This is a genomic window from Enterobacter mori (assembly GCF_025244905.1).
Taxonomy (GTDB): domain Bacteria; phylum Pseudomonadota; class Gammaproteobacteria; order Enterobacterales; family Enterobacteriaceae; genus Enterobacter; species Enterobacter mori_A.
Genome location: NZ_CP104285.1, coordinates 520,733 through 546,044 on the forward strand (window position 1 = coordinate 520,733; position 25,312 = coordinate 546,044).

The window sequence follows — 25,312 nt, forward strand, 5'->3', positions numbered from 1 at the left end:
CCTACGAGCTGGGTGTTCTCTCTCCCCGTGGGAGAGGACCGGGGTGAGGGCATCAGGCCGCATCACCACCTGATTCGCCCGGCGGCGCTTCGCTTGCACGGGCCTACGGGCTGGGTTTTCTCCCTCAGCCCTGTGGGAGAGGGCCGGGGTGAGGGCATCAGGCCGCATCGTCGCCTGATTCGCCCGGCGGTGCTTCGCTTGCACGGGCCTACGGGTTTTGTAGGCCGGGTAAGCGCAGCGCCACCCGGCAAAAAGAGCGCACCGAATCAATAATGTGGGAGAGAGGCTCACTCCCCAAGCGTCGCCACCATCACCGCCTTAATCGTATGCATCCGGTTTTCCGCCTGGTCGAACACGATGCTCGCCGCCGACTCAAACACCTCGTCCGTTACTTCCATCCCGCCGTGCAGATCGAACTCCTTCGCCATCTGCTTGCCGAGCGTGGTCTGGTCGTCATGGAACGCGGGCAGGCAGTGCAGGAACTTCACGTTCGGGTTGCCGGTCAGCGCCATCATCTGCGCGTTCACCTGATACCCGCGCAGCAGCGCGATCCGCTCCGCCCACTTCTCTTTGGCTTCGCCCATCGACACCCACACGTCGGTATAGATAAAGTCCGCGCCCTTCACGCCCGCCGCCACGTCTTCCGTCAGGACGATCTTCCCGCCGTGATTCTCCGCCAGCGCGCTGCACTCCGCCACCAGGCTCTCTTCCGGCCAGCAGGCTTTCGGGGCCACCAGGCGCAGTTCCAGCCCGGTCAGCGCCGCCGCTTCCAGCATCGAGTTGCCCATGTTGTTGCGCGCGTCGCCCGCGTACACCAGCGTCATCTCGTTAAACGCCTTGCCCGGCAGGTGCTCCTGCATGGTCAGCAGGTCCGCCAGCAGCTGGGTCGGGTGGAACTCGTTGGTCAGCCCGTTCCACACCGGCACGCCCGCATACTGCGCCAGCGTTTCGACCACTTCCTGGCCGTGGCCGCGATACTGAATGCCGTCGTACATCCGCCCAAGCACGCGCGCGGTATCCTTAATTGACTCTTTATGCCCAATCTGGCTGCCGCTCGGCCCTAAATACGTGACGCGCGCGCCCTGGTCAAATGCGGCAACTTCGAAAGAGCAACGTGTACGGGTCGAGTCTTTTTCGAAGATGAGCGCGATATTTTTACCGGTAAGCTTTTGTACTTCCTTGCCATTTTTTTTATCGGCTTTGAGCTGTGCAGCGAGGGTCAGCAGAGAAGTGAACTCTGCAGGGGTAAAGTCGAGCAATTTCAGAAAGTGTTTCTTGTACAGATCAGACATTTTATCCTCGCATGGCGAACGCCACTTATTGAATTAAAATTCACTTTATATGTGTAATTATTCATTTGCAACCCCGTTTCACAATTCTTTCTTACAAAGGTGGAGGCAAACCCGTCCGTGTGTGAAAATAGAAGTATCTGCCGCACTTTAAAGAGGATTGAGCCATGGCAAACCCGGAACACCTGGAAGAGCAACGCGAAGAGACGCGTCTGATTATTGAAGAACTGCTGGAAGACGGCAGCGATCCGGACGCGCTGTACACCATCGAGCACCATTTCTCTGCGGATGATTTCGACGCGCTGGAAAAAATGGCGGTAGAAGCCTTCAAGCTGGGTTACGAAGTAACCGAGCCGGAAGAGCTGGAAGTGGAAGAGGGCGACACCGTCATCTGCTGCGACATCCTGAGCGAAGGCGCGCTGAAGGCGGAGCTGATCGACGCGCAGGTCGAACAGCTGATGAACCTGGCCGAGAAGTTTGACGTGGAGTACGACGGCTGGGGAACCTACTTCGAAGATCCGAACGGTGAAGACGGCGAAGAAGGTGACGACGAAGATTACGTCGACGAAGACGACGACGGCGTGCGTCACTAAGCGTTTCAGGCGGTGGCCCGCGCCACCGCTTTTTCAAGGCAGAACCATGGATTACCCGCAGATACTCGCCCCCGTACTCAACTTCCTCCAGTGCCCGACCCCGCAAGCATGGATTGATAAAGCCCGCGACCCGGCGAACCTGCCGCTGCTGCTCACCGACCACATGGTGTGCGAGCTCAAGGCCGCCCAGACCGCGCTGCTGCTGGTGCGTAAATACGTCGCCGACGAAAGCGGTGCCGACGCGCTGCTCGACTGGCTCAAACCCTACGAACAGTTCACCTTCCGCGACGGTCCGGAGCCGGACTTCATCGCCCTGCACAGGCAGATTGGCAAAAGCGTGATGCCCAAAACCGACGACCCGTGGGGCCAGGCGCTTATCGACAGCATGGTGCTGCTGATTAAAGAAGAGCTGCACCACTTCTGGCAGGTGCGCGAGGCGATGCTGGCCCGCGATATTCCGTACGTCAAAATCACCGCCAGCCGCTACGCCAAAGGGATGCTGAAGGAAGTGCGCACCCACGAACCGCTGACGCTGATCGACAAGCTCATCTGCGGCGCCTACATCGAAGCGCGCTCCTGCGAACGCTTCGCCGCGCTGGCCCCGTACCTCGACGACGACCTGCAGAAGTTCTATCTCTCGCTGCTGCGCTCGGAAGCGCGCCACTATCAGGACTACCTGACGCTGGCCCAGCAGGTGAGCGACGACGATATCTCACCGCGCATACAGCTTTTTGGCGAAATTGAAGCCACACTTATTTCGACACCGGACAACGAGTTTCGCTTCCACAGCGGCGTGCCGGTGTAAACCGGCACAACTCAAGGATAAGGATGCGAGATGAAAAAAACGTGGATCAGTACGGTCATTGTTATTTTTGCGGCCGCCGCCGTGGCGTTCTGGGTATTTTTCGACAGGCAGCGCGCGCCGGAACAGCAGATGGATGCTGCCCTCAACGCGATGCCCGCCTGGCAGGTGATTAAGGAGCAGGAGCCTGTGCTGCATCAGCGCATCCTCGACCAGATGGCCGCGCTGCAAAAAGCGGGCGAGCCGGAGCAGCAGATTATCGACACCATCCAGCCGCAGATCCTGCATCTGCAGATGTCGCGCCTGCAAAACGCCCCGGACGCCAACGTGGTGAACTACATGACCATCAACATGGAGCAGACCGCCGCCATCCAGAAGGTGAGCGACGACGCCTGCTTCCGCTTCCTTTACCCGATGGTGAAGGGCGGCGTGAACCCGATGCGCATGCTGGATAAAGACCTGATGAACCGACGCATGCAGGCCGACGCCGACATGATGCGCGCCGCCTACGGCAAAAACCGCCACACCGTGACCCCGGCCGAGCGCGAGGCGGCCGCCGAGGATGTGCGTCCGATTATGAAGCAACTTGCCGATAAGTACGGCGAGGACATCCAGCTGTTGCAGATGCCGGAGAAGGCGGCGGGCAAAGAGAAGCTCTCCTGCGATATGGTGCAGGACATGTGGGCGAAGGTGCTGGTGCTGCCGGAGCAGAAGGCGGCGGGGGTGATTCGGCTGGCGGTGTCTGAGCTGGAGTGACGAAGGGCGCTGGTTTTTTGGGCACTTAGCGCGGGTTTAGCGCGTCGTCGCTTGCATGGCGGCGCGCGACAGGTATAATCCACAACGTTTCCGCATCCCCTTCAGTGCCGAAGTGGCGAAATCGGTAGACGCAGTTGATTCAAAATCAACCGTAGAAATACGTGCCGGTTCGAGTCCGGCCTTCGGCACCAAAAGATGCAAATCAAAGTCGCTTAAGGGCGGCTTTTTTTGTGTCTGAAATCCCATATCCACCCAATTATTTTCCTTTATGAACAGCAAGCAGAATCCACATTACTCACTCTGCTGATAATCAGTTATTCAATATCATTTTTCATTTCTTTGCCCTGTATCGTTTGCGATAGCCTTTATAGCGGGTATGATTTTGCGCACTGGATTCCAATAATGAATATTTGCCTGTGCACATTTGCATTATGGCTGCGATCTCCCCGAGGGTTTCATGACTAACACTAACTTTTCTCAAACGGCTGCGTTTATCTGGTCGGTAGCTGATTTGCTGCGCGGTGATTTTAAACAGTCTCAGTACGGGCGCGTGATCCTTCCCTTTACGCTGCTGCGCCGTCTTGAATGTGTGTTGGCGGAGACTAAAGACGCGGTGGTGGCGAAATATGATGAATTAAAAACCAGCCCACTGCCGGAAGATGCCAAAGAGAAGTTTCTGCTGCGCGCCAGCGGGCTCTCCTTCTTCAATACCTCGAAGATGGATCTGGGCAAGATGGGCCAGAACGACATCAAAGCCAACCTAGAAAGCTACGTACAGGCGTTTTCACCGGATGCGCGTGAAATCTTCGAACACTTCAAATTCAGTGAGTTTGTTGGCCTGCTCGAAGATGCCAACCTGCTGTTTAAAGTGGTGAAGAAATTCGCCACCACCGATCTCAGCCCGAAAGCCATTTCCAACTATGAAATGGGCCTGGTGTTTGAAGAACTTATCCGCCGTTTTGCGGAAAGCTCCAACGAGACCGCCGGTGAGCACTTTACCCCACGCGATATCGTGCGTCTGACCACCTCGCTGGTGTTTATGGAAGATGATGAAGCCCTGACGCAGCCCGGTATCATCCGCACCATTTATGACCCGACGGCCGGGACCGGCGGCTTCCTCTCTTCAGGCATGGAATATGTGCACGAGCTGAACCCTAACGCGGTGATGCGCGCCTTTGGCCAGGAGCTGAACCCGGAATCCTACGCTATCTGTAAAGCCGATATGCTGATCAAAGGTCAGGATGTCAGCCGTATTAAGCTGGGCAACACCCTCTCTAACGACCAGTTACCGCAGGATCAATTCGACTACATGCTCTCTAACCCGCCGTTTGGCGTGGACTGGAAGAAGATTGAGGGCGAAATTAACGACGAACATACGCAGAAAGGTTTTAACGGTCGCTTTGGCCCGGGCCTGCCGCGTGTTTCCGACGGCTCACTGCTGTTCCTGATGCACCTGATCAGCAAAATGCGCGACAACCACAATGTGGATGGCACCGTGAGCAACGGCGGGCGTATCGGGATTATCCTTAACGGCTCACCACTGTTTACCGGCGGGGCGGGCAGCGGTGAAAGTGAAATCCGTCGCTACATTCTGGAAGCCGATTTGCTGGAAGGCATCATCGCGCTGCCAACGGACATGTTCTACAACACCGGCATTGCCACCTACGTCTGGATCCTCTCCAACAAAAAAGCGCCTGAGCGTAAAGGCAAAGTGCAGCTGATTGATGGTACCAACCTGTGCGGCAAGATGCGTAAGTCACTGGGTTCCAAGCGCAACCTGATGGGCGAAGACGATATCAAGCTGATCACGCAGACCTTTGGTGATTTTGAAATAGTGGATGCCACAACCCTGGAAGAACTGGGTCTGGAAAAAGCCGCAGAGCAAAAATCCAGCCGCGGTCGTCAGCCTGCCACCGCCAAACCCGAAGCGCCGAAAACCTTCGCCAGCAAAATCTTTTACAGCACCGACTTTGGCTATCGCCGCCTGACCATTGAACGCCCGCTGCGTTTATCCGCTCAGGTCACGGATGAAGCGATTGCGACTCTGCGCTTTGCACCGAAGCCGTTTAACGCGCCGATGGAACGTCTGTATGAAGAGTTCGCGTCCCAGTGGCAGGAGGACACCTACGGTGATTTCTCCGAACTGGAAGCAGAAGCGCGCGCCATCATCAAAGCCGAATTTGCCGAACTGAAAGAGAAGCAGATTAAAGACCTGCTCGACAGCAAGCTGTGGCTGGTGCAACGCGCCTTGATGGAAAAAGCGCAGCAGATTCAGGCAGCTCTGGGTACGCAGGCGGGTAGTAAAACGCTGGTGAGCAATGACTTCAACCAGTTCCAGTTGACTCTGAAAGGGGCCATCAAAACAGCTGGCGTGAAGCTGGATGCGAAAGAGAACAAGCAGTTTATCGATGCTATCACTACGAGAAACCCGGATGCCGAGCCGGTGGTGAAGAAGGTGCTGAAAGAAGCCGCTCAGCCGCTGTATGGTGCGTTTGAATACAAAGGTAAGGTTGTTGAGTTTGAGCAGGACGGCGAGCTGCGCGATAACGAAAACGTGCCGCTGAACCCGGCGGTGTCCACAAGCGACCTGATTGAAAATTACTTCAAAGCCGAAGTGCTGCCACATGTGAATGACGCCTGGATCAACGCTGATAAGCGCGATGCCAAAGATAGCGAAGTGGGGATTGTCGGTTATGAAATTCCGTTTAACCGCCATTTCTATGTCTACCAGCCACCGCGCCCGTTAGAAGAGATTGATGCCGATCTGGATGCCGTCAGCGCCGAGATTATGAAGCTGCTGCAGGAGGTACATTCCTGATGGCTAAATATAAGGCGTATCCGGAGTATAAGTATTCTGGGGTTGAGTGGTTGGGGATGATTCCAACAGAGTGGAAAATATCCCATTTTAAATGGCTAACTAATGATGGAAAAGCATTTGCTTCAGGTCCATTCGGTTCAAGTATTGGTTCAAAATTCTACCAAGAATGTGGTGTTCCCGTTATTCGTGGAAATAATTTAAGCATCAACGGAGAAAAACCATTCTTCAAAGATTCAGGATATGTTTACTTGGATGATGCGAAAGCAAATGAATTATCTAATGCAGAGGTTATTGCAGGAGATCTTGTTTTCACTGCCCGAGGAACTGTAGGGCAGGTGGGACTTATACCGACGGATAATTCTCTTAGTTGGAGCCGAGCAATACTTTCTGCGAATCAATTACGTTTTAGAAGTGATTCGGAAAAAAATAATTCAAACTATCTTTGGTATCAATTCTCTTCATGGTTTATTCGTACCCAAATTACGCTGAGTAGTGATAGTGTTGCGCAACCTAACCTCAATTTAGGATCCTTAAAATCACTTAATATTATTATTCCGCCGTTATCAGTTCAAAAAACAATTGCAAATTTCCTCGAACACGAAACCGCAAAAATCGATAACCTGATCGAGAATCAGAAGAAACTAATTGAATTATTGAACGAAAAACGTCAGGCGGTGATTAGCCATGCCGTCACCAAAGGGCTAAACCCTGATGTGCCGATGAAAAATTCCGGGGTTGAGTGGCTGGGGAAAGTGCCGGAGCATTGGGTTGTATGTGCTATAAAACATATAGTGTCAACTCCAATTACCGATGGTCCTCATGAAACCCCAGATTTTATTGATGATGGGATACCATTTATATCGGCTGAAGCGATATCGTCTGGATTCATAGACTTTGATAAAAAAAGAGCGTGTATTTCAATAAGAGATCATAAAAGATTTAGCAAGAAGTATTCCCCGCAGTTTAATGATATTTATATGGTAAAGTCTGGTGCCACGACCGGTATCACTGCGATTGTTGAAACTTATGATGATTTCAATATTTGGTCACCCTTGGCAGTTATTAGATGTAATGAATACTCGAATCCTTATTTTGTTATTAACTTTTTGCGTTCGAAGCAATTTCAAACTGCTATTGAATTGAATTGGAGTTATGGTACACAGCAGAATATTGGGATGGGTGTAATTGGTAATCTGCATATAGCTCGTCCTCCAGTTAGTGAGGCAATTGATATTGCAGATTATTTAAGGGCTAAATGTGCTAAGCTTGATGAATTAATTAATATTTCTATAAGACAAATATCAATTATGCAAGAACGCCGCATTGCCCTGATCTCCGCAGCCGTCACCGGAAAAATCGACGTCCGCGACTGGGTTGCCCCGGACACACAGGATGTTGAGGAGCCACTGGAGGCCACGGCATGAGCATGGACAGCACCAAAGAGCTGATTTTCCAGAATGAGATGATTGCTCAGATGGAAGCAAAAGGCTGGATTTGCGGCAAAACCGACGGCTACGATCGCGAACGTGCACTGTACTCGCAGGATGCGCTGACTTTTGTGCAGACCACCCAGCCGCAGGAGTGGGAGAAGTTTGCCAAAATTTATCCTACCGATACCGAGCGTCATTTCCTTGATGCGCTGGTGGCTCAGCTAAAAAAAGCGGATATTAACGCTACCGATATGCTTTCGCGCACTTACGGCACGCTCGGCGTGCTGCGTCATGGTATCAAAAGCCATAATGCGCGTTTTTCCCTGTGCCAATTTAAGCCGGAACATAACCTCAATCCGGAAACTCTGACGCGCTACAAACAGAATATCTGCCGCATCGTGCCGGAGCTGGTTTACAGTCCGCATGCGTCGAACGCCGCATTTGAAGAAACCGGCGTTAAGGCAAGGAAATGGCGTATCGATCTGGTGTTGTTCGTTAATGGCCTGCCGATAGCGACGCTGGAACTGAAGTCTGAATTTAAGCAGACGGTGCAAAACGCCATCACGCAGTATAAGAAAACGCGTTTGCCGAAAGATCCTGGCACCAATAAACCTGAGCCGCTGCTGACCTTTAAACGCGGCGCGCTGGTGCACTTTGCCGTCAGCCAGTACGAAGTGTTTATGGCGACTAAACTTGAGGGTGATAAAACCTTCTTCCTGCCGTTTAACAAAGGGACCCATGACGGCGGTGCGGGGAACGATATCCCGGAAGATGCCAACGACTACGCTACCAGCTACCTGTGGAATGAGGTGCTGCTGCCGGACAATCTGCTGAAAATTCTCGCGAGCTTCGTGCATCTGCAAATCGTCGAAAAAGAAAACGCCATTGGCCTGAAGTACAAAAGCGAGAGCCTGATTTTCCCGCGCTATCACCAGTGGGACGTGGTGAACAAACTGATCACTGCCGCGACGGTTGAAGGGACCGGCAATAAATACCTGATTCAGCACAGTGCCGGGTCGGGCAAATCGAACTCTATCGCCTGGACTGCCCACCAGCTTTCCCGCCTGTACGATGAAAAGGGCGAGAAGCAGTTCCACTCGGTGATTGTGGTAACGGACCGCACCGTGCTTGACGATCAGCTGCAGGACACCATCTATCAGTTTGAACATCAGGACGGCGTGGTCGGGCGTATCAATAATAAAGAGGGCGACGGCTCTAAATCGGAGAAGCTGGCGAGCGCGCTGGAAAACTCGCAGCCGATTATCATCGTCACCATCCAGACTTTTCCGTTTGTCCTGAAGGCGATTGAAAACAGCGTCAGCCTCAAGCAGCGTAAATATGCGGTGATTGCCGATGAAGCGCACTCCTCGCAGAGCGGTTCTACGGCGCGTCAGCTGAAAGAAGTGCTGATGACCGAAGAGGCGGATGACGATGTGGAGATGTCTTCAGAAGATATTCTGGATGCTACCGTCGCGGCGCGTAAAGGCAGCAGCAATCTCAACTATTACGCCTTCACCGCCACGCCGAAGGCCAAAACGCTGGAGCTGTTTGGCCGTCGTCCTAACCCGCAGGAACCGGCATCGAAAACGAACAAACCGGAAGCGTTCCACGTTTATTCCATGCGTCAGGCCATCGAAGAAGGCTTTATTCTTGATGTGCTGAAGAACTACACCAACTACAAAGTGGCGTACAAGCTGCTGCAAAAGCTGGACGATCCTGATCGGGAAGTGGACAGCAAGAAAGCGAAGATCAAACTGAACCAGTGGGTGTCGCTGCACGATCATAACGTGTCGCAGAAAGTGAAGGTGATTGTTGAGCACTTTCGCAAGCACGTGATGCACTTACTGGCCGGCCAGGCCAAAGCGATGGTTGTGACCAGTTCGCGTAAGGCGGCTGTGCGTTACAAGCTGGCGTTCGATAAATACATCGCCGAGCAAAAATACGACAAGATCAGCGCGATGGTGGCTTTCTCCGGGGAGGTGGAATTCCATGAAGATGACCACAACAGCCTTGCGCTGCTCAACCAGAAATTCACTGAGATAAACATGAACCCCGGACTGAAAGGCCGGGATATGCGTAAAGCGTTTGATACTGACGACTACCAGGTGATGCTGGTGGCCAACAAATTCCAGACCGGTTTTGACCAGCCCAAGCTGTGCGCCATGTATGTGGATAAAAAGCTGGGGGGCGTGGAGTGCGTACAGACGCTGTCGCGTCTGAACCGCACCTATCCGGGGAAGGCGCAGTCCGGCACGTTTGTGCTCGATTTCTACAACGAACCTGACGAGATTTTGGGGGCTTTCCAGCCGTACTACCAGACAGCAGAGCTGATGGATGTCAGCGATCCGCAGTTGGTCTTTGAGCTTTATGAAAAGCTGCGCACCAGCGGTATTTTCCTGTGGAACGAAGTGGAGCAGTTCTGTGAGGCGTTCTTCAGTAAAAACAAATCCAACGCGGCCATTAGCAATATCTGCAAACCTGCGGTAGAGCGCTGGAAGCATCGTTACACCTCAGCGATTGATGCCTATGTGCTGGCCAAAGAGATGTTTGAACGCACTAAGAAAACCGGAGATATTGTACTGATCACCAATGCGGAAAACACCTTTAAGGACTGCGAGAAAGAAAAAAGTAAGCTGGATATCTTTAAGAAAGATCTCGGCAGCTTTGTCCGCTTTTACGAGTTTATGTCGCAAATCGTCGATTATGACGACAAGAATCTTGAAAAGCTGAGTCTCTTCGCCCGTCATTTGCGTCCGTTACTGCATGAACAGCGTATTGAAGAAGATGAAATTGATTTAAGCAACGTGGAGATGAGCCATTATCGCCTGTCCAAACTCCACGAACAGCACCTGAAGCTGCAAGAGGATGCAGAGGAATACAAAATCAAACCGGGTAATGATGTCGGAACGGCGAAACCAAAGGACAAGAAAGAAGAGTTTCTTTCAAATATCCTGGCTCGTCTGAATGAGCTTTTTGTCACCGATAATCTGTCCGATAAAGACATGATCAATTATGCCTTTGCGGTGCGCGACAAGCTGTCAGAAAACCAGGCGGTGATGACCCAGATCGCCAACAATACACGCGAGCAGGCTATGCTGGGTGATTTCCCGAAGGCGATTGATGACGCTGTTATGGACAGCAACGAAGCCCAGCAGGAGATGATGGTGCAATATCTCTCTAATCCTGAACTGGCGAAGGGCTTTGCCCGCGTGGTGTTTGATATGTTGAAAGGGGCATAAGGTTTCACTTTCTGTCAGAATGAGGGATGTTATGTCAGGTGTAAGATAAGACACCTCATCCCCATTATTAGCCTCTCAATATATGTATGTCGAATTGATGGTAATTGATAGTTATTGAAATGATTTTAATTGTGAAATTAAATTCTTTCTCAATTATAACTATGTAATAGATTATTTAAATAATTGCGCTAAATAAATGGCCTATAAGGTAGGCCATTTGTTACTATAATTTTTTATGAGGTGATAATGCTTTTACTTGTAATTCTTGGCGACCTTAATAATCAAGATAATTATAGTCTGGAACCCAAGTGTAATTTCTCAGTTGGTCATGATTGAAATCAACAAAAAAATGACATTGTTCACAATTGAGAATATCTAGGACAGTAGCCTCAAATATTGTTCCATCTTTTTTTCTCATGGTAGCAGTAAGTGTCATTTCTCCTGCTTTTTTTTGGGCTCGAAGCCAAACCTTTTGAAGAACTTGGTTTCCTTTAATCCTTTCATTATTGTCGAAAAGAATTTCTGTATTTTCTGAGGGTTTAAACATAAATGTCGTTATCCAGTAACCTCGATCTTGTAGCTGAAAAAACTGCGTTAATTTTAAAAATCGATCTTTAGTTAGAGGGGCTTCCTTTGTTATGGAATCGATTAATGCGTCATTTTCAAATAATTCCACAGGTTCTCTAAAAGGATATATTACATCACCAAAAGAAAATGACAATACTGGCTTTTTATCAAGAAAGGAGGACAGCTCGACACTTAAACCATTATTTATTTGTTCTGATATGTAATTTGACAAAAATGCTATATTGTTATCATCCAATCCCTTTTTTATCCGTGCTATAATCAATTCTTTATAGTCACTTGCGAATGCTTCTTTTTTTGTTTTTTTAATTCCGAAATTAAATTGTTGATTAATTGGTTATCCATGCCATTTTCAATTAAAAAAATACCTAATTGAATTTTATTACTAACATCCTTAAATTTAGTTATATTTCTTTCTGCGAATTTTATAGCCAATTCTTTGTTGAACATGCTTACATTTTCAAATGCTTTCATTTGGAAATGTTCATGCATTTGGGGATTATTATCATTAATAACTGTTAATGCCCATGGGAATAATGCTCGGTCTTTAGCAAGGGCATTTATTACATCTAGCCTCTTACTATCGCTAAATTCTTTGTTGCTAAGTATATTAGCAATTTTTTTACCTATGTCATCTTCGTAAAATCTACCATAAATCCCTCTGCTTTTAGTTACTAAACGCAAAGCATCTATAAATTGTTGCTCATCCGTTTCGGGGTTTAAAATCAATGACATCAAGCGCTGTCTTTCTTCATTATTCAAAGTGATGTTATTTATTGGACCTGATGTGGCTTTTTGCCTTTCATATTTTAATGTTAACGAGTCAAGTAAGGCATTAGTACGTAAATCATTCAGAACTCTACTGCCTCCACTCTCTGGGCTATCAAAGCGTAACCAATGCTTCACAGTATTTATATAATAATCTGTAATTTCTTTGTTAACACTTTTATAACCTATCAGCCCTGCAGCAGTGATAAAAATAGCAAAAATACTAGAGCCATAGATTAACCATAGTCTTGTCTTATCCAAAATGGCCATTGTCCTGTTTATTGCGCTTTCTGTTATTTCTGCTTTGGCATTCTCGATTTTATCTTTTATTTGTTGCATTAAATTTATATTTTCATTACGAAGCTTTTCGAGTTCCATCTTATGTTTAATTGCATCCCGTTCAGCTAAGATTACTGTAAGATCCCTTTCCATAAATACCTCGTTAGTCTATATAGTCTTAATATTACAAAAGTATAATGTTTGATCTATTGCTATATTAATCTATTTTTTAAGCTTGTAAAACAATAATCATCAGCCCTTGAAGGCTATATTGATGTTATTTATTACTATAAAATAATAAAACAGCTGAATTATATAACCTAGCTTCCATAGCTAATTTCTTAAGATTGGCAGAACGCTTGTACAAGAAGCCTGTCTTTGTACTGATCCGTTTAACAATTTTGTCCAATGCCAATGAACAGCCCTCCCCCTAGACAATTACTTTCCATCATTAGCAGCGAAGCCCCTTTCCGGCAAAGTATGTGGTTAAAACATTTTAACACTTTCTGGACTGCCAAAAAAATCGTCTATAACATAGCCAGTTAGACTACATATGGAGATGTAAGCATGAGCACCAGAAGAGAGATTAAGGATGGGGCACTATTCGACGTTCTCGACAGAGGGATCGTCTACACCGAGGCGTTGGGCTGGCTTGATATGGGACATGCCCGTGGCAACGACGTGGCAACGCTCAAACGTCAATTCGTTGAAGGAGAGCGTAGCGGTAAGCCATCTTATTCCGTCATGTATCGGCAAGATATGGGCGTCTTAAAATTCAAATCACGGCTCGGCGTCGGGAAGTTCTCTCATTGGGAAATTAAGCGTGGCCGGAGTACCGAAGACATTAACAGAATCATGCTGGCGATGATGATGAACACCGCATCCAGATTCGAAGGTCTGCAAAGCCTGCGATCATTCTCGTGGTATACGGACAGCGGCTTTAGCGGTGAGGATTTGGTCTCCGATCTGTTCGGGTTCTATCGGGCAATCATTCCTGGCCGGTACGGCTACCGTCTTAAACCCGTGAGCTATGAATCAGCCGTTCGCCGCTGGGATTACTACGGCGCTATCGGTTCCCATAAAAACCATGGCTTTCGCCCGATTCTCTTTCCTGATCCTGAGGATCAGTGTGTGCGGCACCAGCCGTATACGGTCAATCTTCCGCATTTTATGACGTGGCTTCGGCCGTGGGACGATTTCACATCCGGAGTGGTGAAGGTCATTACAAACGATGGGACATCGCTCTCATTCATGGGAGCTAAGCTATGAAAATCCTTTTAAAAGTCCTGAAGTGGTGCGCACTCTCGGCTGTCACCGTCTTTATCCTCGGATGGCTGTTTGTCTGGCTCGTGGCATCGGGTTCAGATGAAACGACGGTTTACACCGAAAATGACTTTTTCCACTACCACACGCTGACAGACAAGGATATTGAAAACGCCCCGCGTGTAACCGACGACTACTATTTCGAGGCGCATCCAGGCGATGGTTATGCCCCTTCAAATAGCATCTTTTTTAAAGGGGCTACCGGGGCTGCACCGTTGCGCGCGTATCTCGAAACGCTGGGATACACGAAGGAAAAGCGTCGCCTGGGGGATAAGGAAATCTGGTCAAAATCCGATCAGGTAAAAGGGGATATTTTTTATCTGTACTTTAATGCCGCCACGGGTGAAGTTGAGCTGACTAAAGTGATGAGTTACTGAACTCACTTACTCCCTGTCGATTAGCACCGCCTGATGATCAAGCGGCGTTTTTTCGTAATATCCCATTCAACCATGTCTCATCCCTGTCCGGGCGGTTATCCTGAGTCGCCCACAGAGATGCTATCTCTATTCCCGGAACCGCCTTCAGCAACTCCCGCAACCCCTCTTCATCCTGATCCGTAAACCGTCTTTCACCCTGCACACGCTCACCGTTGCCATACTTAAAGGACACGTACCAGACGCCGCCAGGCTTAAGCGCATCCGCAAGCTTCTGCATCACCGCAGGCAACTCAGAAGAGGGGATATGCAGCAAAGATGCACAACACCAGATCCCATCGTACTGCGCTTTGCCGTCGATCTCTGAAAACGTCATCAGCTGTACGGGTAACCCGGTATGTTGCTTTGCCAGCTCCACCATCGCGGAAGAGGCATCAAAAGCATCCACCAGATAACCGATTTCATGAAAGGCTTTTGCGTCCCGCCCTGAACCGCAGCCCGCATCCAGAACCCGGGCACCGTGCGTCAGGTGCTGGGTAAAGGCTTCGTATAGCGGAGTCATATCGACATTGACCGTGCCATCGAAGAAATCCTGCGCGTGGTTCTGATAGTAGTGAAGTGTCATTAAAACGTTGCCTCGCCTTCCGCGTTGGGTTTCCAAGTATGGATAAGTTTTTCCAGTGCGGCCTGCCAGTTACGCTGAAGAAAGCTTTTCCGTGCTTCAGGACGTTGCCCTGTCTGTAGAACAATCGTCTCATGTAACGGCAGTTTGCTCTGAATAAAGTACTCATTGCGGGTGTGTAACCGCTGCAGGAGCCTGAGCTCGGGAATGCGTGCAGATTTGCCTTCGGTACCACGGTTACAGCACCGACAGGCCAGCACCAGGTTCCATACGCCGTTAATATTGCTCACTTCATGGCGGGCAGCCCAGGGAATAAAGTGGTCGACGTCCGCCAGTTCTGCGTCTCCCGGTACCAGACTGATGGGTTTAAAGCAGTAAAAACATCGTCCTTTCTGGTAACCATTCAGGCTATCGCGACAACTGGTGATGTCTACGCGCCGCGCATTCACCCTCGTGAACAGCAACTGATTATCTTCGTCGAACTCCACGCCCACAAGGTTACGTGAAATCCCCATCGACCAGGCCTGTTCCACCAGGTTCCAGCGAGCATTGGTTTCAAAGGCGAGGTTTTTATACTGCAGGCGTTCGCCCAGTAAAAAGAAGTTATCCGTCAGGCGGATCCCGTTGTGGGTTTTGCGCTCATCAAGGAAAAAACGTTTATCGATCTCGCCCTGGTTCACGTAGTGAAAGGCATCAATCACGTTGTTAAAGCCAAGGCGGACCGTCGCTTCAATGAGCTGGGCATGGGTGATTTCACCTCTATTGAACTTCAGACAGGTTTCCAGAAATTGGCTGCTGCGGGAGGTGATCTGTTTTGGCGCATGCTTCAGGTGCTCGCAAAGATAACGGCTGAACGGCACAGCAAGCTGGTCGAGCGTAATCAAATCGCTGCCCGTCTTATCCACTTCATACAAAGCTGACGCCAGTGCAAACTTGTAAGATGCGACGTTCCTTCCAAAGAGGATCACACCACGCCAGTAGTTCTCAAGCGTCGGATCGGCCTGATAAAATTCCATCGATGAAGTCCTGTTACGGTTGGCTGGGCAGGGCGTTACTTAAGCCTGTAACAGGATCACATAACAAAATCAGGGTGATGTAAATCGTTAATCTATCAGTTTGATGAATTTTTGAGAGATCTGAGAGGAAAGGGGGGAGATGAGTTGAAGTGTTACCCGGGCAAAGCATTGTCGCTTCTGTAATTAAAAAACAACCAACCCTATTTCCTGAATCCCCCTCGCAAATTCCAAATTTCCCCAACCCAAAACCGCTGTATTTATATTCAGCCCTGTATAATGGTCACCAGAAATTACGCCGAACGGCAAAGGAAGTATCAAGGAATATTTAAAGAGAGAATTCGCGATATGAAGGTGCTGCAACACCCCCATACCGCTAACCACCAGCAACTAATCAGGAGTTGAAAATGGCTGCGACGAATTTTAAGCCAGAGTTTACTGTTTGCAAAACAGAATCAGACGCTTTCACCGGCGTGATTGAAAACCGCGAGCTGGTACGCAAAAACAGCGCCCGCCGACTTCACGGCAACCCGCTCAACGTGGCACCCGTTCATCCCCGCGCGGAAACGCCGCAGGACAGTGCCGCCTGCTGCGAACTGTATGCGCGCATAGACATGAAATACCTTCTGCTTGGCGGCGACTGGTTAACCCGCGCGGGCTTTATCAACGGCATGCCCGTAAAAATCCGCGCCATGAAAGACTGCATTGTGATTACGCCTCAGCATACAAGAGAATTATGGGGATGCCTGGAAGGTATGAGTGTGGTGAATATTAATAAGCAGAAAGTCGCGCAGTGGTTAAAAACATTTCCGGGCGCGTTAAATGACACCGGCGATATTCCGGTAATTAAGCGTAACGCCTGATAAATATCCCGGCCCCACGCCGGGATTATCATTTATATCGTTCTCAAAACACCGGCACCCCCAGCCCCACCTTCACCTCCCTCAACGTCCCTTGCGTCACCCCCTGCGCCCGTTCCGTTCCGCGCTTCAGCATCGCCATCAGCTCTCCCTTATCCTGCATATACATCGCCCTACGCTCCCGCATCGGCGCAATCAGCTCCTGCAAACACGCCTCCAGCTCGTTCTTGCACGCCCGGTCACCCAGCCCGCCCGCCTGATAGTGCGCCTTCATCGCCGCCACTTTCTCCTTGTCCGGATGAAACGCGTCGAGGTACGTAAACACCACGTTCCCCTCAATCTGCCCCGGGTCGCTCACCTTCAGGTGGTTCGGGTCGGTGTACATGGCGCTGACCGCACGGTGAATCGTCTCTTCGCTGGCCGAAAGATGCAGCGTGTTGCCAAGCGATTTCGACATCTTGGCGCTGCCGTCGATGCCGGGCAGGCGGCTGGTGTCGCTCAGCATCGCCTTGCAGTGGCGCAGCACCGGGGCGGGCAGCAGGCTGTTCATCTTGTGCACAATCTCGTTGGTCTGCTCAATCATCGGCAACTGGTCGTCGCCGACGGGCACGCACTCGGCCTTAAACGCGGTGATGTCTGCCGCCTGGCTGATGGGGTAGGCCATAAACCCGACCGGCAGCGAGCGGGCGAAACCCTTCTGCGCAATCTCGTTCTTCACCGTCGGGTTACGCTCCACGCGGGCGACGGTGACGATGTTCATATACAGCATCGTCAGCTCGGCGAGGGCGGGCAGGGCGGACTGCAGGCAGATGGTGGTCAGGTTCGGGTCGATGCCGGCGGCGAGGTAGTCGGCCAGCACTTCGGGGATATTGTCGCGGATCTTCTGCGGGTTGCTGCCGTTGTCGGTCAGCCCCTGCAGGTCGGCAATCAGCACAAACTGGTTGTGCGTCTGCTGGAGCGCCACGCGCTGGCGCAGCGATCCGACGAAGTGGCCAAGGTGCAGCGGGCCGGTTGGGCGGTCGCCGGTGAGGATGGTGGGTGCGTTCATAAAGACTCCTTAACGTTGTAATGCCGAAAGGGGTCTTAGATGTGAGAAAGCCGCCTTTCGGCGGCTATCTGAAAATGGGGAAAACTACTCCGTGCCGCCTTTAAGAAGGCAGCCACCAGCGGTTTACGGTGAGCACGGCGTGGTTTATGTTCATCTCTTTACCGTACCACGTCCGGCGCGAAAAACAAAAGGGCACGTCATGCTGCAATCACTCAATCACCTGACCCTCGCGGTCAGCGACCTGCAAAAAAGCGTCACCTTCTGGCACACGCTGCTGGGGCTGACCCTGCACGCCCGCTGGAATACCGGGGCCTATCTCACCTGCGGCGATCTGTGGGTCTGCCTGTCGTACGACGAGGCGCGCCAGTACGTGCCGCCGCAGGAGAGCGACTACACCCACTACGCGTTTACCGTCGCGGAGGCGGATTTCGCACCGTTCTCGCACAGGCTGGAGCAGGCGGGCGTTACCGTCTGGAAGCAGAACAAAAGCGAGGGGGCGTCGTTCTATTTTCTCGACCCGGACGGGCACAAGCTGGAGCTGCACGTGGGCAGCCTCGCCGCGCGGCTGGCGGCGTGTCGCAAAAAGCCCTATGCGGGCATGGTGTTTACCTCAGACGAGGCTTGAGGCGCGCACCTTCAGCCTGCCCGCCAGCGTCACGTGCGTGGCGGCATCTTCCTGATTGCACAGGTACTCCCCCGCCAGCCGTCCCAGCTCGCTGTAGGGCAGCTGGATACTGGTCAGCGGCGGGGTGAGCTGCTCGGAGATCTTCTGGTCGTCGTAGCCCGCCAGCAGCATGTCCTGCGGGATGCGCACGCCGTTCACCGCCAGCGCCTGATAGCAGCCAATCGCCAGCCAGTCGCTGGCGCAGAAGATGGCGTCCGGGCGCTCGGCCAGTTCCAGCAGGGAGGTGGTGGCGGTAAAGGACTCGCTGAACTGCCAGTTGGTCTGGCGCACCAGGTCGTCGTCGCACGCGAGTCCGGCCTGCTGGAGCGCGGCCTGGTAGCCCGCCAGACGCTGGCGTGAGGCCTCCATCCAGCTCTCGCCGGTGATGTGGGCGATGCGCGTCGCCCCGCAGGCGATGAGGTGTTTAGTGACCTGGAAGGCGTTGGCGTAGTCGTCCGGGATAAACGACGGCAGCAGCGGCGAGCCGGGGTCGCGCTGGTTGAGCAGCACCAGCGGGATGCGGGTGCAGTCCTGGAATGCCGTCATGTCCACCAGCGTGGTGACCGGAGACGCGAGAATAATCCCGATGCAGTTACGCTTCTCCAGCTGGCGGATGATGTTCAGCGCCAGCTCAATGTCGTCGCCGTAGTCGTAGACGGTGAGCAGGGTCTCGTTGCGCCACGCCGCTTCCCGCGCCTGGCTGATGGCGTCGATAAACGGGTCGAAGCTCTGCATGGAGCTCACCAGCAGGGCGATCTCTTCCTGGTTGCGCGGGGCGTGGACGGCGGGGAGGCGGTCGTAGCCGAGCTCGGTGGCGACGCTAATCACCCGCTGGCGGGTGTCGTCGCTGAGCTTGATGTTGCGGGACTGGTTAAGCACCAGCGATACCGTCGCCTGCGACACCCCTGCCGCCCGCGCAATATCGTTCATCGTCACTTTCGTTTTTCGCTTCATCCGTCCTCTCCCTCTCGCGATTTCGCATCATACCCTAACCGCACGCTTACGCGCCGTCGATCACGTTTCTCGTTCATCGAAGCGTGAACTTTGTGAGAGCCGTCGCTTTTCAGAGCGTCGTGATTTGCGCATTTATCCTGCAACTAATATTTATTAGCTAAATATTATCAGTAAGAGGACGCGTAATGAAAGAGCAGTGGAGCAGGGAGCAGGCACAGGCGTGGTATGAGCAGAAAGGCTGGCTGTGCGGGTTTAACTATCTGCCGTCGACGGCGGTGAACTGGACCGATATCTGGCAGGAAGAGACCTTCGATGCCGCCACCATCGAGCGCGAGCTGGGCTGGGCGGCGGACGCGGGCTATAACACCCTGCGCATCAACCTGCCGTTTATCGTCTGGGAGCACGACCGCGACGGGCTGATGGCGCGCATCGACCGCTTTTTGACGATTGCCGACGGCCACGGGTTCAGCACCATGCTGACCCTGATGGACGACTGTGGCTTCTCCGGCGACGAGCCGTACCTTGGCCCGCAAAAGCCGCCGGTGCCGGGCAAGCACAACAGCCAGGCGGCGGCGAGCCCGGGGCGCGACAAGGTGTGCGATCCCGACTGCTGGGCAGACATTGAACGCTATATCCGCGACGTTGTGCGCCAGTTCCGCGAGGATAAGCGCGTATTGCTCTGGGATCTGTATAACGAGCCTGGCAACCGCGGCATTTTCGCGACCGGCACGGAAGAGGTGCTGTACGACGCGAAGCTGGAGACCTGCGCGCACGCGCTGATGAAGCTGGCGTTCCAGTGGGTGCGTGAGGAAGACCCGACTCAGCCGCTCACCGTCTGCGCATGGCGTCTGCCGGCGGAAGAGGAGGGCGAGACGTTCTATCAGCATCCGCTGGACCAGACCGCGCTGGAGCTGTCGGACGTGGTGAGCTATCACGCCTACACCAATACCGGGCGGATGACGGCGATTATTCAGCAGCTTCAGGCGCTGGGCCGCCCAATCTTCTGTACCGAATGGCTGGCGCGTCACGTGGGCGGCACCATCGAAGAGCAGCTGCCGCTGATGTACATGGCGAAGGTCGCGCCGTATCAGTGGGGGCTGGTGCGCGGCAAAACCCAGACGTGGCTGCCGTGGCCGGTGGTGATGAAGGCGTCCACGGACTACTGCCGCCTGTGGTTCCACGACGTGTTTGAGGAGAACGGCATCCCGTTCTCGCGCGCTGAAATCGCGCTGATGAAGAAACTGCGCAAAATCGCCCCTAATCCGCAGGGCTAATAATAACGACCCGGCGGTCAGCCGCCGGGCAACCAGGTACGCACTATGGCAATGACAATGAAAATACCGTCTCGCGAGTTGTGGTCTTATTTTGGCTATGGTTTAGGTCAGTGTTTTAGCTTTGGTTTAGTGGGTTCGTTTATTAACTATTTTTACACCGACGTGCTGGGGATTTCGGCGCTGGCGGCGAGTACCATCTTCCTGATTGCCCGCGCGTGGGACGCGGTTCACGATCCGCTGTTTGCCAGCATTATGGACACCATTAACAGCCGGTTCGGCAAGTTTCGCCACTTTTTGCTCATCGCCCCGCTGCTGATCACCGGCGTTACCCTGCTGTCGTTTTATAAAATCGAAGCGGACATGACCACCAAAATCCTCTACGCCGGGGTGACCTACATCCTGTGGGGAACGCTGTACGCCATCTCCGATATCCCGTTCTGGTCGATGTCGTCGGTGATGACCAACGACTCCGGGCAGCGCACCCGCGCGGTAACGGCGGCGATGCTCGGGGTGAACGCCGGGATTGCCTGCGCCAACATCTTCTTCCCGAAGCTGGCGGCCTACTTCGCCCAGTACAGCAACGATAAAGGCTACTTTATGGCGGCGCTGGTGATGATGCTGGTGGGGCTGCCGCTGATGCTCAACGGCTTTATGCAGATCAAAGAGCGCGTGCCGCCGAGCCCGGAAAAGGTGACCATCCGCGACACCTTCCACAACCTGCGTCAGAACAAGCCGCTGTTTATCGTCCTGCTGTCGTTCTTCTTCTGCGTGTTCCACAACGTGGCGGGCGGTCTCTATATCTACTTCTTTATCAACAACCTGGGCGACGGCAGCCTGCAAATGGCGATTGGCGTGATGGGGATCGTGGCGGCGGTGCTGTGCCTGGTCGCCCCGATGCTGACGCGCCGGATGCAGAAGCGGAAGCTGTTTATGATCCTCTGCGGGCTGGACGTGGCGGTGCGCGTGGTGATGTGGTTTGTCGGCTATCAGCAGGTGACGATGCTGTTTATTCTCCTCGGCCTGAGCACGCTGTTCGTGATGATGACCAACATCCTCACCTCGTCGATGATTGCCGACACCATCGAGTACGCGGAGTACCACACTAACAAGCGCTGCGCGGCGATCACCTTCTCCGGGCAGACCTTTACCGGCAAGATGTCGGTGGCGGTGGGCGGCGGGCTTATTGGCGTGTTTCTGATGATGATCGGCTACGTGCCGCAGGCGCAAATCCAGAGCGAAGGCGTGCTGTCGGGGCTGTTCTTCGGGATTTGCCTGCTGCCGGCGATTGGGTCGCTGATCCGCATGGGCTTTATGTCGCGCTTTACCTTTACCGGGGAGAAGCACGCGGAGATTTGTCGGCTGCTGGCGGAGCGCAGGCATCATGTAGAAAATAGCCGTGCGGAAAATGAGCGGCTGGAGCGCCCGGCTCCGGCGAACCAAGCCAAGTGGGCGCCTGTCATGCAGGCGTCCACTTCAGAACTTAATTCACTTCAGTTAGCCCACAGCAATCATGCGCTAAGTTCAATAATTGCTGGGTCATTGTGACGGCATCAGCTGCTAAATCAACGGTGGCAAAGTGGATTTTATGCCCCTGAACCTCAACGAATTCGTAGAGCATTACGTCGACGGCAGGATGAAGTAATAATCCGGCTGAACGGAGAGATAGCGGGTCTGCTCGGTTCTCCTGCGTGCGCAGATAGGTATATATCTGGTAGATATAACCGCTGCGCAAGCTCCGATCGCGATACCAGCCTTTAGTCAGAATGTTATTGAATTTAGTGTCTATGATGACGCGCTGCGCAGGCTGCCTGTGCTCAAGAATGATGTCCGAGTACATGGTCGGGAAAATACTTTCGCTCCCTGCGCTGTGAGATGTTATCCCCCATTTCAACTCTTTTCCGGCCGCGACTGTCCAGTCCTTTTTGGGAAGATGGACGTGGTAGAAACCCGCCATACTTTTCTCGAACAGCTTACGCATCCAGTAAGGGTCATCAGACGGCGTTGGCAACAGTTTTTGCCCCGCAGTTTGGGTTGGTAGCCATAATTCAAATGCCAGCTGCGCGGCATCGACCATGGCTTTATCCGCCGCATCGTGGCGGCCAAAGCGCGTGATTGACGGCAGTTCACCTTTGTCGGGCATACCGCCCTCGATGCCTCGACGACGCAAATTGATTGCCATTGTGCGACATTGCGCTGCCAGCGTACCGTCGCTAAGGAGCGGAACAAGGTGCTCTAACGCAGAGCGAACATAGCGATTTCGTGGTGTATCCAGCGTCATTTCCTGAAACTGACAGGCTACCTGTGCCCGCTCAAGCAATTGTCGACTGGTTGTGCGTAGAACATCAATGCGCCCCCTTACCCTGTTTAGCGTGGCGCGGCGAGTTTGGTATCCCAAACTTAAATGCCTTAACAGCCGCTGCTCCACTTCGTGAAGTAGGATCCTGGCCACCAGCGCCGGGATTTCCTCCGGGTTGTTTTCAGCGGCAACCATGCTGCGCCCGTGGTGGCGAAACAAGCTGGAGGCGTACAGCATCAATAGCCAGATATTGCGCAAAGGAATGCGCGATACAGCTGCCCGAGCCTGCGTATCGCTACGTTCAGCAAGATCGGTCATATGTTGAGAAGTCCCTTTCTGGCATCCAGGACTTTCTCCGGCGCATCGAACCAGTATTCGGCAAGTAAAGGGCAGATTTCGGTTTCGACAACCTGCTCGTACCAGGCCATCCCGTCGTCAATTTTCAACCCCGTGGGTGGGGTAAAATAGCTATGCCCGATACAAAACTGTGGCCCTAGCGCCGCATCCCTGGACAATTTTTCATTTAACGCGGTTAACTGGGATTCGATAAGGGCTAATATTTCCAGGCTCACATTAAACCGTTGGTTAACCCACTTTTTCCACGCGTCGTTAAATTCGGGCTTAAGATCAATAAACGCAAAGCGGCGCCGTAATGCCAGGTCTAGCAGGGCAAGCGAGCGGTCAGCGATATTCATCGTCCCGATGATGTACAGGTTTTCAGGAATGTAGGTTTTTTCATCCATATCAGAGCGGTATGAGAGCTCAAGCGCCTCATTCGGGGTGCGTTTATCCGCCTCCATCAGCGTCAGCGTTTCGCCAAAAATTTGCGCAGGATTGCCCCGGTTAATCTCCTCAATAATGACCACGTACTTAGTTGTCGGATCGTTTACTGCTTTGTCGATCGCGTGGAGAAAAGGACCGTCTACCAGTGCTAAACGCCCTTCATTGTTAGGACGCCAGCCGCGAATAAAGTCTTCGTAGGAGAGGGTGGGGTGGAACTGCACAGCGCTGATGCGCTTAGAGGTTTCCTCGCCCATCAGGCAATACGCCAGGCGGCGCGCAAGCCAGGTTTTACCGGTTCCCGGTGGGCCCTGCAGGATCAGGTTTTTTTTGGCCTGTAACCTCTGAAGGATGAGTCGGATTTTTTCCTCTTCTAAAAAGCAGCCCTCATCGATCAAATTGCTTATCGCGTAAGGCTTGTGGGGGATTTCCGCTGGCACGTTCTCTTCAACCGTTTCCTCGGTGATGGTCTGCAATTCACCTTTATCGAAGTTGAGGTATTCATAGTTGCCGGGGGTCTGAAACTCCAGTTCATCATCATCACGTAGTTTTTGCAGATAATATGAAATGGACGATTCAATCGTATTGTTATTGGGATAATCCGCCTTAATCTCATCCAGATAGGCCTCTTTTAACTCCCTCAAAGAGAAAAGTGGGCTGTCTTTCCTCAGGCACAGTAGCTTGATTTTATTAAGCAAATACGCTTTCCATGTCAACCGCTCGACTTCATCATTTGACTGATGTAAATCGATATTCCATGCCGCCAGGGAGAGTTCAGGGAAGGAGTGAACCGGATAGTTTGGCTGGGTAAAGGCCTTTTTGAGCGCCTGGGCTACGGTCTGATAGTTGTGTCCGCTGCAGCGCCCTTTGGCACCTTTTTTAATGATTTTAATGTTCAGGACTTTCTGGATGTAGTACTGAGACTGGCTATCCAGCGTAGGGTAGAACCAAGGGCGTAACCAGTACAATCCCATCGTCAGGTTCCAGCCAACATTGCGCACGTTAGATGCGGCGTCATAAGAAAAGAGGAAGTCCGCAGGATCGGCATTTGGGGTATCGGCGAAGGAAATAGCCTGAGAAAATATTTCCCACAGCGTATCGATGTCTTCAGGCTTACGTGATTTCTCATAGCCAAAGAACCATGACTTCTGATTGTTCAGTAGCGGAATACCGTCGAACGACTCAGGAACCGGTTCGCGAACGCCTATCAGTTTTGCCAGACTGGCTGCGATATTTCTTCGGTTGGTAACGGTAAGCGAGCGATTAAACAAGCCCATAGTAGTGAAAGGACAAATGTCCTTCAAGGGATGGGGGATGCCATTAGTGGGCTTGTCCTGTAGGTGTGACATACTGCCAATCTCAGCAGCAATGCGGTGAATACCCGCCACCAACTCCTCTCTTCTATTTCGCCAGGTCAGTAGCTGAGAGGCAAATGCCTGATAGAAGTCTGCCCATGCGAATCTGACGTCTTGCTCAACTGCGTCCATATGCTCTCCAGTAAAATTTCAGGCTTCAGTAACCTGGCGACTGAATTTTACGGGATTG

The 25,312-nt window shown here is 52.2% G+C and carries 21 protein-coding genes, 1 tRNA gene and 1 pseudogene; 13 read left to right on the plus strand and 10 right to left on the minus strand.

Translation table 11 applies throughout. From position 1 onward, the window contains the following. Window positions 1–287: 287 nt before the first annotated feature. Window positions 288–1,292 (minus strand): ornithine carbamoyltransferase, encoded by a 1,005-nt coding sequence (gene argF / locus N2K86_RS02495; protein WP_260660345.1) that lies wholly within the window; start codon window positions 1,290–1,292, stop codon window positions 288–290. Next, complete coding sequence (argL, locus tag N2K86_RS02500) at window positions 1,262–1,357, minus strand: putative translational regulatory protein ArgL (protein ID WP_213083700.1); 96 nt, start codon at window positions 1,355–1,357, stop codon at window positions 1,262–1,264. Before argL ends, argF begins: the two co-directional genes overlap by 31 nt. A gap of 99 nt (window positions 1,358–1,456) precedes the next feature. Here argL and rraB point away from each other — a divergent pair, with 99 nt between their 5' ends. The 7 genes from rraB (at window position 1,457) to N2K86_RS02535 (ending at window position 10,927) form a co-directional block, all read left to right on the plus strand. Beyond that, window positions 1,457–1,882, plus strand: a complete 426-nt coding sequence (rraB, locus tag N2K86_RS02505) for a ribonuclease E inhibitor RraB (RefSeq protein ID WP_006810300.1) — start codon at window positions 1,457–1,459, stop codon at window positions 1,880–1,882. Between the two features lie 46 nt (window positions 1,883–1,928). Beyond that, the gene (gene miaE / locus N2K86_RS02510) at window positions 1,929–2,687 is read left to right on the plus strand and encodes a tRNA isopentenyl-2-thiomethyl-A-37 hydroxylase MiaE (RefSeq protein WP_062936006.1); all 759 of its coding nucleotides are present in this window, start codon (window positions 1,929–1,931) and stop codon (window positions 2,685–2,687) included. A gap of 30 nt (window positions 2,688–2,717) precedes the next feature. Then, window positions 2,718–3,440: a topoisomerase II gene (locus N2K86_RS02515; RefSeq protein WP_260660346.1), complete on the plus strand. Its 723-nt coding sequence runs from the start codon at window positions 2,718–2,720 to the stop codon at window positions 3,438–3,440. A gap of 106 nt (window positions 3,441–3,546) precedes the next feature. Then, a tRNA-Leu gene (locus N2K86_RS02520) sits at window positions 3,547–3,631 on the plus strand. 266 nt (window positions 3,632–3,897) lie between these two features. After that, complete coding sequence (locus N2K86_RS02525; protein ID WP_260660347.1) at window positions 3,898–6,258, plus strand: type I restriction-modification system subunit M; 2,361 nt, start codon at window positions 3,898–3,900, stop codon at window positions 6,256–6,258. Then, a complete protein-coding gene (locus N2K86_RS02530) occupies window positions 6,258–7,682 on the plus strand; it encodes a restriction endonuclease subunit S (protein WP_260660348.1) in 1,425 nt (474 codons plus the stop codon). The genes N2K86_RS02525 and N2K86_RS02530 overlap by 1 nt, the downstream gene beginning before the upstream one ends. Continuing rightward, complete coding sequence (locus N2K86_RS02535) at window positions 7,679–10,927, plus strand: type I restriction endonuclease subunit R (RefSeq protein WP_260660349.1); 3,249 nt, start codon at window positions 7,679–7,681, stop codon at window positions 10,925–10,927. Before N2K86_RS02530 ends, N2K86_RS02535 begins: the two co-directional genes overlap by 4 nt. Window positions 10,928–11,201: 274 nt before the next feature. On the opposite strand, the gene N2K86_RS02540 is transcribed toward N2K86_RS02535, so the two are convergent. Together N2K86_RS02540 and N2K86_RS02545 are read right to left on the minus strand one after the other, a co-directional pair. Next, entirely contained in the window at window positions 11,202–11,750 is a 549-nt protein-coding gene (locus N2K86_RS02540; RefSeq protein ID WP_260660350.1) for a hypothetical protein, read from the minus strand. Between the two features lie 23 nt (window positions 11,751–11,773). After that, entirely contained in the window at window positions 11,774–12,712 is a 939-nt protein-coding gene (locus tag N2K86_RS02545; protein ID WP_260660351.1) for a hypothetical protein, read from the minus strand. A gap of 414 nt (window positions 12,713–13,126) precedes the next feature. Between N2K86_RS02545 and N2K86_RS02550 the strand changes: the two genes are divergently transcribed. After that, the gene (locus N2K86_RS02550; protein ID WP_260660352.1) at window positions 13,127–13,828 is read left to right on the plus strand and encodes a hypothetical protein; all 702 of its coding nucleotides are present in this window, start codon (window positions 13,127–13,129) and stop codon (window positions 13,826–13,828) included. Next, window positions 13,825–14,259 carry a hypothetical protein gene (locus N2K86_RS02555; RefSeq protein WP_260660353.1) on the plus strand — a complete coding sequence of 145 codons (435 nt, stop codon included), beginning with the start codon at window positions 13,825–13,827 and terminating at the stop codon, window positions 14,257–14,259. Before N2K86_RS02550 ends, N2K86_RS02555 begins: the two co-directional genes overlap by 4 nt. A 37-nt stretch (window positions 14,260–14,296) precedes the next feature. Here the strand turns inward: N2K86_RS02555 and N2K86_RS02560 are convergent, their stop codons facing one another. Further along, a complete protein-coding gene (locus N2K86_RS02560; RefSeq protein ID WP_260660354.1) occupies window positions 14,297–14,881 on the minus strand; it encodes a class I SAM-dependent methyltransferase in 585 nt (194 codons plus the stop codon). Next, window positions 14,881–15,894, minus strand: coding sequence for an HNH endonuclease domain-containing protein (locus N2K86_RS02565; RefSeq protein WP_260660355.1), 1,014 nt, complete (start codon window positions 15,892–15,894; stop codon window positions 14,881–14,883). The genes N2K86_RS02560 and N2K86_RS02565 overlap by 1 nt, the downstream gene beginning before the upstream one ends. A 404-nt stretch (window positions 15,895–16,298) precedes the next feature. Here N2K86_RS02565 and N2K86_RS02570 point away from each other — a divergent pair, with 404 nt between their 5' ends. Then, window positions 16,299–16,754, plus strand: a complete 456-nt coding sequence (locus tag N2K86_RS02570) for a type I toxin-antitoxin system SymE family toxin (RefSeq protein ID WP_260660356.1) — start codon at window positions 16,299–16,301, stop codon at window positions 16,752–16,754. A gap of 43 nt (window positions 16,755–16,797) precedes the next feature. Here N2K86_RS02570 and trpS read toward each other — a convergent pair whose 3' ends face one another. Then, the gene (gene trpS, locus N2K86_RS02575; protein ID WP_260660357.1) at window positions 16,798–17,799 is read right to left on the minus strand and encodes a tryptophan--tRNA ligase; all 1,002 of its coding nucleotides are present in this window, start codon (window positions 17,797–17,799) and stop codon (window positions 16,798–16,800) included. Between the two features lie 199 nt (window positions 17,800–17,998). On the opposite strand from trpS, the gene fosA reads away from it, so the two are divergent. Then, a complete protein-coding gene (gene fosA / locus N2K86_RS02580) occupies window positions 17,999–18,424 on the plus strand; it encodes a FosA/FosA2 family fosfomycin resistance glutathione transferase (RefSeq protein WP_260660358.1) in 426 nt (141 codons plus the stop codon). Here fosA and N2K86_RS02585 read toward each other — a convergent pair. Continuing rightward, window positions 18,410–19,417: a LacI family DNA-binding transcriptional regulator gene (locus N2K86_RS02585; protein ID WP_260660359.1), complete on the minus strand. Its 1,008-nt coding sequence runs from the start codon at window positions 19,415–19,417 to the stop codon at window positions 18,410–18,412. The genes fosA and N2K86_RS02585 overlap by 15 nt on opposite strands. 185 nt (window positions 19,418–19,602) lie before the next feature. Here N2K86_RS02585 and N2K86_RS02590 point away from each other — a divergent pair, with 185 nt between their 5' ends. Beyond that, a complete protein-coding gene (locus tag N2K86_RS02590) occupies window positions 19,603–20,691 on the plus strand; it encodes a cellulase family glycosylhydrolase (protein ID WP_260660360.1) in 1,089 nt (362 codons plus the stop codon). A 45-nt stretch (window positions 20,692–20,736) separates the two neighbouring features. After that, window positions 20,737–22,065, plus strand: a pseudogene (locus N2K86_RS02595) (MFS transporter); the annotation flags it as partial. A gap of 106 nt (window positions 22,066–22,171) precedes the next feature. Here the strand turns inward: N2K86_RS02595 and mcrC are convergent. Together mcrC and N2K86_RS02605 are read right to left on the minus strand one after the other, a co-directional pair. Beyond that, a complete protein-coding gene (gene mcrC / locus N2K86_RS02600) occupies window positions 22,172–23,305 on the minus strand; it encodes a 5-methylcytosine-specific restriction endonuclease system specificity protein McrC (protein WP_260660362.1) in 1,134 nt (377 codons plus the stop codon). Continuing rightward, the gene (locus N2K86_RS02605; RefSeq protein ID WP_260660363.1) at window positions 23,302–25,254 is read right to left on the minus strand and encodes an AAA family ATPase; all 1,953 of its coding nucleotides are present in this window, start codon (window positions 25,252–25,254) and stop codon (window positions 23,302–23,304) included. Before N2K86_RS02605 ends, mcrC begins: the two co-directional genes overlap by 4 nt. Between the last annotated feature and the right edge of the window lie 58 nt (window positions 25,255–25,312).